This window comes from Streptomyces sp. NPDC046349, from assembly GCF_055587885.1.
In genome coordinates this window covers 110,328-123,085 of record NZ_JBVJFK010000009.1, presented here as the reverse complement: position 1 = coordinate 123,085, position 12,758 = coordinate 110,328, and the positions used below count along the sequence as shown (strand labels likewise).

15 protein-coding genes are annotated in these 12,758 nt (G+C 73.8%); 9 read left to right on the top strand and 6 right to left on the bottom strand.

The genetic code is table 11. From position 1 onward, the window contains the following. Positions 1-4: 4 nt before the first annotated feature. Positions 5-253 (bottom strand): hypothetical protein, encoded by a 249-nt coding sequence (locus ACZ6JS_RS22010; protein ID WP_469300136.1) that lies wholly within the window; start codon positions 251-253, stop codon positions 5-7. A gap of 253 nt (positions 254-506) precedes the next feature. Continuing rightward, complete coding sequence (locus ACZ6JS_RS22005; protein ID WP_469300134.1) at positions 507-932, bottom strand: DUF5133 domain-containing protein; 426 nt, start codon at positions 930-932, stop codon at positions 507-509. Between the two features lie 201 nt (positions 933-1,133). Between ACZ6JS_RS22005 and ACZ6JS_RS22000 the strand changes: the two genes are divergently transcribed. The 4 genes from ACZ6JS_RS22000 to ACZ6JS_RS21985 all read left to right on the top strand — a co-directional run bounded on the left by ACZ6JS_RS22000 (position 1,134) and on the right by ACZ6JS_RS21985 (position 3,773). Beyond that, positions 1,134-2,006 (top strand): YwqG family protein, encoded by an 873-nt coding sequence (locus ACZ6JS_RS22000; RefSeq protein WP_469300132.1) that lies wholly within the window; start codon positions 1,134-1,136, stop codon positions 2,004-2,006. Between the two features lie 282 nt (positions 2,007-2,288). Then, positions 2,289-2,543 carry a DUF6332 family protein gene (locus ACZ6JS_RS21995; RefSeq protein WP_469300130.1) on the top strand — a complete coding sequence of 85 codons (255 nt, stop codon included), beginning with the start codon at positions 2,289-2,291 and terminating at the stop codon, positions 2,541-2,543. Between the two features lie 231 nt (positions 2,544-2,774). After that, on the top strand, positions 2,775-3,200 hold the full coding sequence (locus ACZ6JS_RS21990; RefSeq protein ID WP_469300129.1) for a secondary thiamine-phosphate synthase enzyme YjbQ: 426 nt from the start codon (positions 2,775-2,777) through the stop codon (positions 3,198-3,200). A 129-nt stretch (positions 3,201-3,329) separates the two neighbouring features. Continuing rightward, entirely contained in the window at positions 3,330-3,773 is a 444-nt protein-coding gene (locus ACZ6JS_RS21985; RefSeq protein ID WP_469300127.1) for a hypothetical protein, read from the top strand. An 87-nt stretch (positions 3,774-3,860) separates the two neighbouring features. Here the strand turns inward: ACZ6JS_RS21985 and ACZ6JS_RS21980 are convergent, their stop codons facing one another. After that, positions 3,861-4,319, bottom strand: a complete 459-nt coding sequence (locus ACZ6JS_RS21980) for a hypothetical protein (RefSeq protein WP_469300126.1) — start codon at positions 4,317-4,319, stop codon at positions 3,861-3,863. A 174-nt stretch (positions 4,320-4,493) separates the two neighbouring features. On the opposite strand from ACZ6JS_RS21980, the gene ACZ6JS_RS21975 reads away from it, so the two are divergent. From ACZ6JS_RS21975 to ACZ6JS_RS21960, 4 genes are all read left to right on the top strand, one after another. Beyond that, positions 4,494-5,378, top strand: coding sequence for a YhjD/YihY/BrkB family envelope integrity protein (locus tag ACZ6JS_RS21975; RefSeq protein ID WP_469300125.1), 885 nt, complete (start codon positions 4,494-4,496; stop codon positions 5,376-5,378). Positions 5,379-5,446: 68 nt separating this feature from the next. Further along, the gene (locus tag ACZ6JS_RS21970; protein WP_469300123.1) at positions 5,447-8,110 is read left to right on the top strand and encodes a helix-turn-helix transcriptional regulator; all 2,664 of its coding nucleotides are present in this window, start codon (positions 5,447-5,449) and stop codon (positions 8,108-8,110) included. 110 nt (positions 8,111-8,220) lie between these two features. Beyond that, on the top strand, positions 8,221-8,418 hold the full coding sequence (locus ACZ6JS_RS21965; protein WP_469300533.1) for a hypothetical protein: 198 nt from the start codon (positions 8,221-8,223) through the stop codon (positions 8,416-8,418). Between the two features lie 124 nt (positions 8,419-8,542). Further along, the gene (locus tag ACZ6JS_RS21960; RefSeq protein WP_469300121.1) at positions 8,543-9,001 is read left to right on the top strand and encodes a DUF7144 family membrane protein; all 459 of its coding nucleotides are present in this window, start codon (positions 8,543-8,545) and stop codon (positions 8,999-9,001) included. A gap of 72 nt (positions 9,002-9,073) precedes the next feature. On the opposite strand, the gene ACZ6JS_RS21955 is transcribed toward ACZ6JS_RS21960, so the two are convergent. After that, the gene (locus ACZ6JS_RS21955; RefSeq protein WP_469300119.1) at positions 9,074-9,541 is read right to left on the bottom strand and encodes a GNAT family N-acetyltransferase; all 468 of its coding nucleotides are present in this window, start codon (positions 9,539-9,541) and stop codon (positions 9,074-9,076) included. Next, a complete protein-coding gene (locus tag ACZ6JS_RS21950; RefSeq protein ID WP_469300117.1) occupies positions 9,510-10,088 on the bottom strand; it encodes a hypothetical protein in 579 nt (192 codons plus the stop codon). The genes ACZ6JS_RS21955 and ACZ6JS_RS21950 overlap by 32 nt, the downstream gene beginning before the upstream one ends. Positions 10,089-10,557: 469 nt before the next feature. On the opposite strand from ACZ6JS_RS21950, the gene ACZ6JS_RS21945 reads away from it, so the two are divergent. Continuing rightward, positions 10,558-10,797, top strand: a complete 240-nt coding sequence (locus ACZ6JS_RS21945) for a chaplin (RefSeq protein ID WP_469300115.1) — start codon at positions 10,558-10,560, stop codon at positions 10,795-10,797. A gap of 274 nt (positions 10,798-11,071) precedes the next feature. Here ACZ6JS_RS21945 and ACZ6JS_RS21940 read toward each other — a convergent pair whose 3' ends face one another. Next, complete coding sequence (locus ACZ6JS_RS21940; RefSeq protein ID WP_469300114.1) at positions 11,072-12,562, bottom strand: glycoside hydrolase family 18 protein; 1,491 nt, start codon at positions 12,560-12,562, stop codon at positions 11,072-11,074. Between the last annotated feature and the right edge of the window lie 196 nt (positions 12,563-12,758).

Genomic DNA, 12,758 nt, shown 5'->3' with positions numbered 1-12,758 from the left:
CGGCTCAGTGGTCAGGGCCGTCCGGCGCAGGCCGCTCGCCCTTCGGGGGGTGCGGGCGTACTTGCTCCTCGCGCCCGGTGCCGGGCCGCTGCCGCTTCGCGGTATGGGCGTCGGCCTCCCGGCCGTCCCCGCCCCCCGTATCGCGCCGGACGGCCTCGTCCGCCTCGCGGCGGGCCTCGCGGTCACCGCTCTCGCCCGGAGCCTGCGACGGGGTGGTCGGCCGCCGGCCGTGGGACTGTCCGTGCCGTGCCATCGTGTTCTCCTTCGCCGTCATCGGGTGTGCGCCGCTCCTCGGCGCCGTTCTCGTACCGCCGTTCCCGCGTCCCGCTTCCGCGGGGCATGCCGACCGCTCATGTGCGCACGGCTGGTACGTGCGGCGCCTACCCGTGACGGGACGCCCCACACGGCCGCCCCGGGGGAGGGGGCGGAGCCGGGGATCGGCCCGCCGGCCGTACTATGTCCCCGCGCCGCGCCCGCCCCTCGCCGCGGTGTCACTCCACCAGCGGTCAGTCCGGCCCCGCCAGGTGCCGTTCGGCCGCCAGGAGCGCTTCGTGGACGGTCGAGCGGCCCATCAGCACGCACAGGGTGTAGGCCACGTCGTCCATGGCCCCGCGGGCCGCGCTGTCGCCGGGAGCGGCGGCGAGGCGGTCCCGGGCCGCCCGGAACCGGGCCAGCACGTCCCCGGTCCGGGCCCGGCTGGGCAGCAGCCCCACGCCCCGCCCGCCCTCGGGCCCGGGCCGGGGGTTCCTCGAGGCCTCGACCGCCCGCCGCAGCGCCCGTTCCCACCGGGCGGGTGCGGGCTCCCCGCGCGCGCCCGCGACCACCGCGGCGGCGAACTCCGCCAGCGGTACCCGCGCCAGCTCGGCGGCCGCCGCCAGCACGAGCCGCGCCTCACGGGTCCCGCAGGGTGTCAGGGCCATCACCAGGCCCATCGCCCACTCCACTGTCGCGTCGCCACGGAGCACCGGTACATGCCCATCAGAGGACTGATGAATGCTTTGAGAGGTCACCGATCATCCTTTCAACCGAAGGCTGCACGAGCGGTGGGGGGAAGTATGAAAGGTATGCCCGCTCCGGTTGCCTTCCCACACCCGCAGAACGCACCGGCGGCGCCGGCTTGTAGGTTCGGCCGCATGACCTTCACCACCCCGCCGCGGCCGCTGGACGCCGAGGCGCTCTTCCCCGGGCTGGCCGCCCACCGCGCGACGGCGACCAGGCTGCACCCCCGCGCAGGGAGTCCGACGGCGCGCGACAGCCACGTCGGTGGTCCGCTGCTGTGGCCGGCCGCTGAGCCGTGGCCGGTGTGCGACGAGCCGCACCCGTACGGCGGGCCGTTGCTCGCGGTTGCCCAGCTGTACTCCCGGGACGTGCCGGACCTGGCGGCCGGGCCCGACGGCTGCGACCTCCTCCAGGTGCTGTGGTGCCCCTTCGACCTCCACGGGCCCACGCGGCACGGCATGCACGTGCGGCTGAAGTGGCGGCGGTCGGCCGACGTGCGCGAGGTGCTGGCGCCGCAGCCGCGCCCCGAGCGCGTCGGCTTCGACGGCTACCTGCCCGCGCCGTGCATGCTGCATCCCGAACAGGTCACCGAGTACCCGTACATCGAGCTGCTGGCCGGCGAACTGGGCGCCCGGGTGGAGGAGTGGGAGGACGCGCAGGAGGAGGCCGCGTACGAGGACGGAGGTGAGGAGGAGGACGCCGCCCGGCCGAGCTACCAGGGCGACCTGTCGGTCGCGCCCGGCTGGAAGGCCGGCGGGCACGCGGCGTGGAACGTGACCGGGCCCGGGAGTACGGACTGCGGGGACTGCGGCCACACGATGCGGCTGCTGCTGACCGTCGACTCGTACGAGTGGCGCTCCGACAGCGAGAGCTGGCGCCCCCTGCCCGCCGAGGCGGGGGCCGACGCGCACCGGCCGACGGGCGTCGCCGTGGGCAACTACGGCAAGCTCAACGTCTTCGCCTGCCCCCGGGACCCCGCCCACCCCCATCGCTTCAGCGTGCAGTGACGGCGCAGCCCGTCCGGCGGCCGCCGGACGCGGATCCAACTGCCCGCTCGGCGAATCAGTCCCGAAAACAGCCCCATTGACGGACCGCCAGCTCAATGCGGAAGCGGAGAAGGCGACTTCCCGTCGCCGACGCACACCGTGTCACCGACGTCGGCCGGTGCTGTGGCCGGAGACGTTCACCGGGCCGCGGCCCCCTGCGCAGCACCTTGCCGCGGTGACGGACCGCGCAAGTCGGCCGCAGCGCCGGGCGCGGCGGCTTGACCGGGATGTGAGACTTGCGGCATGGACATGGGGCGCGAGTCGCGGTGGGAAAAAGACGCAATGACGGTGGAGATCGTTTTCGCCCTGGTGACTGCAGCCGTGCTGGCTGCGGTGGTCTTTGCCGTCGCTCTGACTCTCGTCCTGGCCCTCGGCATCTCCGGTTCGGCGGAGAAGGGCGTGTTGGCGGTCGGCGGGCTGCTCGCCGTGTCGGCCGGCGTGTGGCGTCTGGTGCGGGTGCTGCTCCGGTTCGGCGAGCAGCGCCGAATGGGTCGCTGACCAGGGGGTTCCCGGCGCGACCGCAGGGCTTCGCCCGCTCGTCCGACGCCTTCTCCGCCAGAGGGGCCCACTCGGGCCGCGCGATCGGCGCTGCGTCCGTGACGGCCCTGGGCTCCCCGGGTTCGGAAAGCCGGACGGGTCGCCCGTCGGCGGGGGAGGGGCTGGGTCCGGAGCCGGCCCGCCCCGGCCCGGTTGCGTCGCCCCGCAGTGGTGCGGCGGGAGGATGGTGCCATGGCCGACACCTTCGCAACGCGCACCATCGACGTGACGACCGGGGACCGGGAGACCGTCCACGACCTGACCTCCGCCTGCGCCGCCTTCCTCAGCGAGGTGGCACGCGGCCGGAGCGGACTGCTCAACATCTTCACTCCGCACGCGACCGCCGGGCTCGCCGTCATCGAGACGGGAGCGGGCAGCGACGACGACCTGTTGACCGCCCTGGAGTCCCTGCTGCCGGCCGACGGCCGGTGGCGGCACCGGCACGGATCCCCGGGCCACGGACGCGACCACGTCCTGCCCGCGATCGTCCCGCCCCACGCGACGCTTCCGGTGATCGACGGGACGCTGGAACTCGGAACCTGGCAGTCCGTCACCCTGGTGGACACCAACCGGGACAACCCCCGCCGCCAGGTGCGGCTGTCCTTCCTCGCCGGCTGACTCGGCCGCCGTGCGGGCGCAGAGGTGAAGACGTACCCATCATGACAGGTCAGAGCGGGTTTTCGTAGGACCAAGGGCACAGTCGATTGCCCTTGTTTGGGCTCCTGTGCGGCTTTCAGAATCAGCGTCATGAATCACACGGCGCACATCAGTCACGACGCGGTACTCCGAGCCCGAGTGGCCCTCCTCGGCTCCCAGGCCCTGACCGTCCGACAGGAGGTCGCCGCCTACCGCGTGCTCGCCCAGGTGAGCCCGCTCGCGTACCTGCCCCTGCTGGCCCGGGCGCTGTGCAGCTACAGCCGCCAGGAATTCGCCGACCAGCCCGGTACGGCCCTCGCCCTGCGGACCGAGGCGCTCGAGGCGGCACGCCGGATGTACTCCCTGGATGCCGGGAGGGCGCAGCTGCTCGTAGTCGTCCTCAAGGCCTGTCGGCTGCAGTTGGCGGCCATGGGGCACCAGGAGGAACTCGAGGGGGTGCAGAGGGAGATCACCCTCCTGGACACCGGCCACCGGATGGAACTCGGTCCGCTGGAACACGAGATCGCCCTCCTGGACGGACCCCAGGGGCGGTAGAGGGGGGCGGCGGGCGAGGGGCAGCGGGCGGCGGGCGGCGGGCGGCGCCGGCCGCTCTCGAAACCCGGACCGGCCCTGCCCCGGCCCTCACCAGCGCCAGGTGAGGGTTCCGCCCTCCGCCACGCCCGACCAGCGTTCGGCGGCACGGTCGAGCGCCGCGCACGCCAGGGCGACCTGCCGTTCGTCGAGCGGGCTCCGGCCCACTCCCCGGCCCTGCGTGCCCAGCCCGGACCAGACGCGGTAGGTCCAGTTGACGCAGAGTTCGGCCCGCATCACCGCGTCGCCGCCGCGTCGGAGGATCTTCATCCCCGACCGGCGGTGGCGGGACGGGGCCGCCCTCTCGAACCCCTCGAAGGTGGCGCCGCGGGCCATGGCCCCCCAGAACCCGTCGGTGATCCCGAGCGCGCTCTCGACCGCCGCGTGCACGAGGTCGTGGGGCATGGTCGGTCCGGTCGCCCGGGGCAACAGCCGCACGTCCGGGCCCCGCCGGTCACGCACTTCCAGATCGTGCCGGTTGTCCGGAAGCTTCCGGAAGATGATCTCCATCGTTCCTTCTCTCAGAGGGCTCAGCCCGGATCGTAGGCGCGGAGCCGCCGCGTCCGCGCTCCTTTTCCCCGTGCGGGCGGCCCTGCCGACGTGCCGGACCTCCCGGGCTGCCCCATCCTGCTCATGGAGGGCCACCGCAGCCGACAGGCGCCGTCCGCGGAAGGAGCCGTCACCGTGTCGGAGCCGCGCGACAAGCCGCCCCGCTTCACCATGCCGGCCTGGATGCGCAGGTACACGCCGTTCCTGGGCCGGATCCTCGAACAGTTCGCCCGGGTCAACCTGCTGGACTGCGCCACCCGCCTGGCCGCGCAGGCCTTCCTCGGCGCGATCCCCGCCATCTTCGTCATCGGGGCGCTCGCACCCGACTGGATGCGCAAGCAGCTCGTCTCGACCCTCAGCGCGACCCTGGGCCTCACCGGACCGGCCCTGGACGAGATCCGCTCGGTGGTGCACAACAGCGGCGAGGACACGGCGACCATCGCGAGTACCGGGGTGGTGGGCGTCGTGGTCACCCTGCTGTCCGCGACCGCCTGCAGCCGCGCCCTCCAGCGGACCTGCGAGCGCGCGTGGCACCTGCCGAAGGCGGGCGCCCGGCTCGCGGCCTGGCGCTGGGTGGCCTGGCTCCTGGTATGGCTGACCGCCCTGTTGTTCCAGGGGCCGATACAGCAGGCGTTCGGGGCCGGCCCGGTGCTCGGCGCGGTCGTCTCCCTGATCAGCGGCCTCCTGCTGTGGTGGTGGACCCAGCACCTCCTGCTCGGCGGCCGCGTGGCGTGGCTGCCCCTGCTGCCCGGCGCCGTCCTGGTCGCGGTGGGGGCGAGCCTCATCAGCTGGGGCTCCAGGTTCTACATGCCCCGCGCCCTGAACCACAGTCTCCAGCAGTTCGGCGGCCTCGGGCCGGTCTTCGTTGTGCTCTCCTGGCTGATCATGTTCTTCGTCGTCGTCACCATGGGTATCGCCCTGGGATACGTACTGGCCCACGAGCACGTGCTCGCACACCGGCTGGGCACCGCCGACGACCCGCGGGAGCCCGGACCCGCCCCGCAGCGAACCCAGCAGTGAGCCCGCACCTCACCCGTACCGGGTGACACAACTGGTGATCACGACCGATCACGGCTTCAGTGGTGCCTGTGGCCCGACCGCAGCAGTGCGACCCGATGCTCACGGCCCGGTTCACCGCACCGGCCGTGCCGAAGACCCTCGTCCACCGGCCCGAGCTGCTCAGACGCCTGACGGCCGGTGTGCAGGGCCCGCTCACCCTGATCAACGGTCCCGCCGGCTCGGGCAAGACGGTGCTCACCGCCCACTGGGCGGCGGCCGGCGGCCGCGCCCCTCGACCCCCCTTGTGGCTGACCGTCGAACCCGACGACGCCCCCGGCGTCTTCTGGGCCTACCTCCTGGAGGCCCTCCACCGGGGCGGGGTCGAGCTGCCCGCCGCCGTGGGCAGACCGACCCGCGCCGAAGGAGTCACCCAGTCCTTCCTGGTGCGTCTCGCGGCGGGGCTGGCCGAGTCCGGGTCCGCACGGCCCGTGGTCCTCGTACTCGACCAGTTCGACACGGCCCAGCCGCCCGCCCTGACCGAAGGACTGGACTTCGTGCTCCGGCACGCCGCCGGAGGGCTGCGCATCGTCCTCACCAGCCGGACGGACTCCCTGCTCCCACTGCACCGCTACCGGGCGGCCGGCGAGATCGCGGAGATCCGGCACGCCGACCTCAGGTTCACCCCCGCGGACGCCGAAGCCCTGCTGGCCGAGCACCGACTCGACATCTCACAGGCCGGCGTCCGGCTGCTCATGCAACGGACCGAGGGGTGGGCCGCCGGCGTGCGGCTGTGCGCCCTCGCCATGCAGCGCAGCCCCGACCCGGAGGCTTTCGTCCGCCAGTTCGCGGCCGACCGCACCACGATCGCCGACTACCTGCTCAAAGAGGTGCTGGACGCGCAACCGCCCGCCACGCAGGACCTGCTGCTGCGCGTCAGCGTCGCGGACCGCGTCCACCCCGACCTCGCGGACGCGCTGACCGGCCGCGACGACGCCGCCCGCACCCTCGCCGGACTGGCCCGCGACAACGCCTTCCTGGAACAGGTCGACGCATCCGCCTGGTACCGGCTCCACCCCCTGTTCGCCGAGGTCCTGCGCGCACACCTGCGCCAGCGCCACCCCGGCCTGGAGCAGCAACTGCACGGCCTGGCGGCGCGCTGGCTCGCCGGGACCGGCCGGCTCAACGAGGCCGTGGTCCAGGGGGCGGCCGCCGGCGACTGGCCGTTCGCCGCGGGCCGGCTCGTCGACGACCTGGCGATCGGCCGGCTGTTCACAGGCCTGGAGGCCGAGCAGCTGAACCGGGCGTTCGCACCCCTGCCCGCCGACGCGCCGGGTGCCGCGCCCGCACTGGTCGGCGCGGCCGCCCGGCTCGTCGTACAGGATCTCCCCGGCTACGAGGAAGCGGTGCGGCGCGCGGACTCCCACCTGGGCGCCGGATCCGGCGCGGCCGCCAGGTTCAGCCGCGCCTTCCTCGGGGTCCTCGCCGGGCGCGCGAACGCCGACCCGGCAGCCACCGAGCGCGCGGCGGCCGACGCCGAGCGCGTACTCGGAGAGCTGCCACCCCCACTGGTCGCCGCCCGCCCCGAGATCCGCGCCCTGCTCCTCGCGGCCCTCGGCGCGGTGAGGCTCGGCGCCGGACGGCTCGACGGCGCGCACAGCGCGCTCACGGCCGCGGTCGACGCCTGCGCAGAGCCCGCGACGGAGCCGGGCACGGAGCTCGGAACGCAGTATCCGCTCTGCGACGCGCTCGGCTCGCTGGCCCTCGCCGAGCTGTTGCGCGGCCGACTGCGGCAGGCCGCCGAGCACGCCCGTGCCTCGCTCGTCGTCGCCGAGCAGTCGGCGCTGCCGCCCGAGCGCCGGTCCGGTACGGGTCACCTCGTCCTGGCGGGCGTCGCCGTCGAGCAGGACGATCTGCGGGCGGCCCGCTCCCACTTGGACCTGGCGACCGCGACTGCGGCCGCCGCACCCCGCCCCGAACCCGCGGCCGCGGTCCAGGCCGCCGTCATCGGCGCCCGGATCGCCGCCGCCGAGGGCGACGCCGAGGCCGCGCTCGCCGTTCTCGCCCGCCTCGGTCCGGGAGGGACGGCCCCCATGACGGTGCCCTGCGCGGCATGGGCGGCGGACGCGCTGGTCGTGGCCGAATCGGCCGCGCACCTGGCGCGCGGTGACGCCGCGGCGGCCCTGCGCGTCCTCGACGCCGCACCCGCCGGGCGGCCCGCGCCCGCGCTGGCCCGCGCCCGCGCCCTGCTGGCGGCCGGCCACACCGAGCCGGCCGCGCGTGAGCTGGCGGGCCTGCCTGCCGACGACGGCCTCTCGGCGCCGGCACGTGTGCGTGCCCGGCTGCTCGGGGCGGAGCTCGCCGCGGCGGCCGGCCACACCGGTGAGGCGCAGCGGAAGCTGGCCGAGGCCGTGGAGCTCGCCCGGCCGGAGGAGCTGCGCCGGCCGTTCGCCGAGAGCGGGCCCTGGGTGCGCCGCAACCTCCGCGAGGCCCCCCGGCCGGCCCCGCGCCACAGCCGTCCGGCCGACGGGCCGACGGCGCCGGACGGGCCGCCGCCCGTGGTGGAGGCGCTCAGCGCGCGGGAGACCGAGGTGCTGCGCCAAGCCGCACGGATGCTGTCCACCGAGGAGATCGCGGCCGAGCTGTACGTGTCGGCCAACACGGTCAAGACCCACCTGAAGAGCATCTACCGCAAGCTCTGCGTCACCCGGCGCAGCGACGCCGTCCACCGCGCCCAGGATCTCGGACTGCTCTAGGGGCGGCTTATCGCCCGTACCGGGCGATGCAGGGCGACGGGTCCGGGACCACCATGGCAGGGCAGGGCAAGGCACGTGAAGTCATCCTTCGGAGAGAAGTGAGTGCTCTCATGCGCTACGAGTTCCGCATCTCGGGCGTCGTGCCGGACACACTCGCCGCGAACTTCCCCGAGCTCGACCGGATCCCGGTCCGGGAGCAGACGCTCCTCCTCGGCTTCGTGGCGGACGAGGCACACCTGTACGGGCTCCTCACGCGCTTCCAGTCCCTGGGCCTGCGGGTGCTCGAAATGCGCCAGGTACCTGCCTGACGCCGTGCCCGCCCCGTGACCCGGAAGGGAGGACCACCCGCTGCGGGTGATCACGAGAAGCCGTCGGCCGGACCACACTGCGAGGTGTGTCCGGCGCGGTACCGCCAACTGTGAGGTGAGTTCGATGGGCCAGTCGACACCGACCGGGGGAAATTGGAATACCGGCCCCGCGCCGGGCACCGCACCGCTGTCCAGCGGTGGTGACGGAACCGGAGGAGCGGTCGGCACGTTCTTCGCCGCGGTCCTCCTCGTGGTGACCGGATGCCTCGCGATCTTCCAGGGCATCGCGGCCATCGCCGAGGACGACGTGTACGCGCGCCTCGGCAGCTACGTCTTCGAGTTCGACCTGACGGCCTGGGGATGGATCCACCTCATCGTCGGACTCGTCGTCGTCCTGACCGGAGTGGGCCTGTTCCTCGGCTCGAACGTCGCCAGGGGCGCGGGCATCGCCCTCGCCGGCCTCAGCATCATCGTGAACTTCCTGTGGCTTCCCTACCAGCCGTGGTGGTCGATCATCATCATCGCGATCGACGTGTTCATCATCTGGTCCCTGTGCACGAGCTGGTCGCAGAAGCCCGCGTGACGCTGCGAACAGGCGAGCACCCGGTCCGCTCGAAGCGGACCGGGTGCCGCCGCGCGCGGCCTCGACAGGGCCTCACTCCAGAGTGAGGAGCACTTCGTCGATCTCGCCGTCCCGCGCACGGGCGAAGCCCCGCTCGTGCCCGGTGACGACGAAGCCGCACTTCTCCAGCACCCGGATCGACCCGGTGTTGTCGGCCGCCGCGCGGGCGTGCAACGGGCGGGTGCCCTCCAGGGCGACCAGCGCCGCGAGGGCCTTCGTGGCGATCCCGCGCCCCCAGTGTGCGCGACCGATCCAGTACGTGACCTCCCGCTCGTCCGGCGGCCCGTACACCGCGGCGTGCCCCACCACTTCGTCCCCGGAGAGCACGGTGCGCACGAGGACGTCGGGGCTCGCGCGGACCTTCGCCCAATGGCTCTCGAAGCGGCCCCGCTCGTAGTGGTACTCCCTGGTGACCGCGGCCACCTGGTGCGCCGCCGGGTCGGAGAGCTGCTCCCAGAAGGCGGGCAGGTCACTGTCGCGTACTTCGCGGAGGGAGATCATCTGGGTGGTGGCTCCTGGGCGGGTTCGGGAACGGCACGGTCCGATCGACCCGGAAGCGTACCGGCGCGGAGCCGCCCAGTGCTCTGCGTGTGGCGTCGATCTCGTCCCGCCAGGCATCGGACCCGAAAGCAGCCGCGTACAGCCGCAGGCAGGTGGCCAGGTGGTCGCGGTGGGCCGCGCGCAGGCGGTGTGCGTAGTGGGCGCACAGTGCGCCCGCGGACGTGCCGGCCGCGGCCGCGTCGATCACCGCCGCGGCGAGGATCGCCGTACGCAGCGCCTGTGCGGTGCCCGTGCCGCTGAGGGGGTCCTGGCGCAGGGCGCCCGCGCCCACGACCAGCACGCCGCCGCGGCCCGCGGCGGGCGGGACCGCCGGGGCGAGGTGGATCCGCGGCGCCGCCTCCAGGGCCACCGCGGTACGGGGCGCCCGGCGCAGCCGCCTCGCGAGGCCGGACTCGGCCAGCAGCCGGGCGAGCAGCCCGGCCGGGTCCTCGGCCGGGCCGGGCACCATGGCCTGCACGAGGCAGTCGCCCCGGCCGAGCGGCGTCATTGGTGACTTTGAGTCACTGTGCGGCGGGTTCGAGAGCGACGCCGGGCCGGGATCGCGCTCACGGCGGCGCCGGAGCGGCGCCGTGGTGGCACCCTCGGCCGCCGGATCGCGCCATCGCCTGCCGGATCGTCGAAATGACGCATACTGAACCGGAGCTCGCGAGCGGACACCGGCCGGAACGCGGCGCCCGCGCGGTCGGTGCGACGGCCCCGCCACGTTTCCGGCTCTACGGTCGCGGAACTCGCCCGCCACGCGAACCGGTGTGCTCGAACAGGGAGTTCGGGCCGGAGGCGCAGGCGCTCCACCGCGCCGCTCATACCTCCAAACGGAGGCCGAGGGGACACCTCTTCGAGCGAACAGGGCCGTCCTGGCTTCGGTCGGCCGTGGTCGGATGCCGAAGAAGGAGGGGCGGCCCCCCTCGGGGCCGTGCGGTGCTCAGGCGCCGTCGTGCACGACAAGGAGATTCCACGTGTCGCGTGTTTGGAAGAGTGCGGGCCTCGCCCTGGTGATGGGCCTGGCGGTCATCGGCGGTGCGTCCTCGGCCTCGGCGGACTCCGTCGCGGAGGGCTACGCGGTCGGCTCGCCGGGCGTCCTCTCGGGCAACGTCGTCCAGATCCCGATCCACATTCCGATCAACGTGTGCGGAAACAGCATCAACGTGATCGGTGCGCTCAACCCGGCCGCCGGCAACACCTGCATCAACACCTGAAGGCCGTAGCACCGAGCCCGTCCCGGCCGGACTCTCCGGCCGGGACGGGCCGTACGCCCGGCCCGCCTCGTCGCAGGGCACGCCGACTCCGCACTGCTGCTCCGGGGGTTCACGGGCTCGAGGACACGCCAGGGCCGACGCCGACGCGGTGACGGCCCTGCTGACCGCTCCCGACATCGAGGGCCGCCCCGCGCCGCGCGCCGACGCGGCGCTCGACATCGCCACCTGTGCGGGCATCCTGGCCTGATCCGGCAGAGGCCGGCCAGGGCGTCCGCTACTTGAGGGCGGCGAACGCCCTGGTGAAGGCCAGCGGCTGCTGAAGGATCGAACTGCACGTGGCATCGGCGTGGTTGACGGCTCCGGCCGCGCACTGCTTGTCACGCGTGGCGGACCACATCGCCAGCCTGCCGATCCCCTTCGACGCCGCGAATTCCACGAGCTGCGTCGCGTCGGCGACGGTGAAGATCTCGCTGGTCACGTCGTTGACACCGATCATCGGCGTGACGGCCACGGCCTTCCACGCCGCCGCGTCGGAGAGCCCGAGCACACCCTTGATCTGGGCCTGGGTGGCCGTCGCGGCCTGGATCGCGTACTGCCCCATGTCCCCGCTGTACGCCGGGCCGTAGTCCATCGCCATGATGTTGACGGCGTCGACGCGGACGCCGTTCTTCCGGGCGTCCGCCAGCAGCGCCACGCCCGGCTGGGTCAGGCCCTCGGGCATCACGGGCAGGGTGAAGGCCACGTCGAGGCCCGGGTGGGCCTTCTGGAGCTTGGCGATGGCTTGTGCGCGGCGCGCGTTGGCGGCCGTGTCCGGCAGGGCCGCGCCCTCGATGTCGAAATCGACCTTGGTGAGCCGGTAGTGGTCGACGACCTTTCCGTAGGCCGCGGCGAGGTCGTCCACCGTGGAGCAGTTCAGGGCCAGTTCGTGCCCGGCGGCCCCGCCGAAGGACACCCGTACGTCGCCGCCCTTGGCGCGCAGCGCACCGATCTGCGCGGCGACCTTGTCGCTGGCGAGATCCGTGACGCCGCCCCACAGCGGTGCGCAGCCGCCGCCGGAGGTGATGAAGGCCAGGTGGAACTCCTTCACGCCGGTCCGGGCTGCGGTGTCGAGGAGGTCGTACGACGGGTACAGCGAGGTGTCCACGTACGGGGCGAACCGCGCGCCGCCGCCGGCCGGGGCGGGGGCGGTAGCCGTGGGAGAGGGCGCCGCGGTGCCGGTCGGCGCGGCGGAGGTCGCCGACGCGGTCGGGGCCGCCGTGGCTGTGGGGGCCGCCGTGGCGGTGGGGCGGGCGGTGGGGCGCCCGCTCGGCTGGGCCGTCGCGCCCTGGTCCACGGAGCACTTCACCCCGTTGATGCGGCAGCCCGTCGGATCGCCCGGCGCGCCGGAGCCGCTCGCGACGAAGCCGACGGTGACAGAGGCGCCGGCCGCCAGTTGCCCGTTCCAGCTCGCGGGCTTCACGGTGACGCGCTGCCCGGCGACGGTGTGCGTGCCGTTCCAGAGCGAGTCGATCTTCGTACCAGCCGGCAGGTCGAACTCCAGCGTCCAGCCCGACTGGGCCTGGCCGGTGCTGTTGGTGATGACGTACTGCCCGGTGTAACCGCCGCTCCAGGAACTGGACTTGGTGTAGACGGCGCCGACGGAGCCGGCGTGGGCGGTCCCGGTGAGCGCGAAGGCCGCGCCGCCGATCACCGCCGCCGCCACGATCGCGCCCGTGACCCTGGCCGTACGACTCGTCCTGCGCCGGTGACCGACTGTGCTGCCCATCGCGTGCCTGCCTCTGTGTTACTGGGGAGTTGGGGTTTCGGCAGCACGCTAGCCGCCCGGAAACGGACATTCGTTCGTTTCGGTGCGGCCTCGATGAGTCTTAGGTTCCGCTTAAGGAAGGGGAAAGCGGGGCATCAGGTAGCGGCGTTGCGACCCCGCGGTGTGGGTTGGTGCCTCCGGCCGTACGGTGGAGTCA

Coding starts and splice junctions, on each gene's coding strand:
- ACZ6JS_RS21980 (WP_469300126.1), bottom strand. CDS start 4,319: ATGGAGATCATCTTCCGGAAGCTTCCGGACAACCGGCACGATCTGGAA.
- ACZ6JS_RS21965 (WP_469300533.1), top strand. CDS start 8,221: ATGCGCTACGAGTTCCGCATCTCGGGCGTCGTGCCGGACACACTCGCC.
- ACZ6JS_RS22000 (WP_469300132.1), top strand. CDS start 1,134: ATGACCTTCACCACCCCGCCGCGGCCGCTGGACGCCGAGGCGCTCTTC.
- ACZ6JS_RS21940 (WP_469300114.1), bottom strand. CDS start 12,562: ATGGGCAGCACAGTCGGTCACCGGCGCAGGACGAGTCGTACGGCCAGG.
- ACZ6JS_RS21985 (WP_469300127.1), top strand. CDS start 3,330: ATGAATCACACGGCGCACATCAGTCACGACGCGGTACTCCGAGCCCGA.
- ACZ6JS_RS21995 (WP_469300130.1), top strand. CDS start 2,289: ATGGACATGGGGCGCGAGTCGCGGTGGGAAAAAGACGCAATGACGGTG.
- ACZ6JS_RS21950 (WP_469300117.1), bottom strand. CDS start 10,088: ATGACGCCGCTCGGCCGGGGCGACTGCCTCGTGCAGGCCATGGTGCCC.
- ACZ6JS_RS22005 (WP_469300134.1), bottom strand. CDS start 932: ATGGGCCTGGTGATGGCCCTGACACCCTGCGGGACCCGTGAGGCGCGG.
- ACZ6JS_RS21955 (WP_469300119.1), bottom strand. CDS start 9,541: ATGATCTCCCTCCGCGAAGTACGCGACAGTGACCTGCCCGCCTTCTGG.
- ACZ6JS_RS22010 (WP_469300136.1), bottom strand. CDS start 253: ATGGCACGGCACGGACAGTCCCACGGCCGGCGGCCGACCACCCCGTCG.
- ACZ6JS_RS21960 (WP_469300121.1), top strand. CDS start 8,543: ATGGGCCAGTCGACACCGACCGGGGGAAATTGGAATACCGGCCCCGCG.
- ACZ6JS_RS21990 (WP_469300129.1), top strand. CDS start 2,775: ATGGCCGACACCTTCGCAACGCGCACCATCGACGTGACGACCGGGGAC.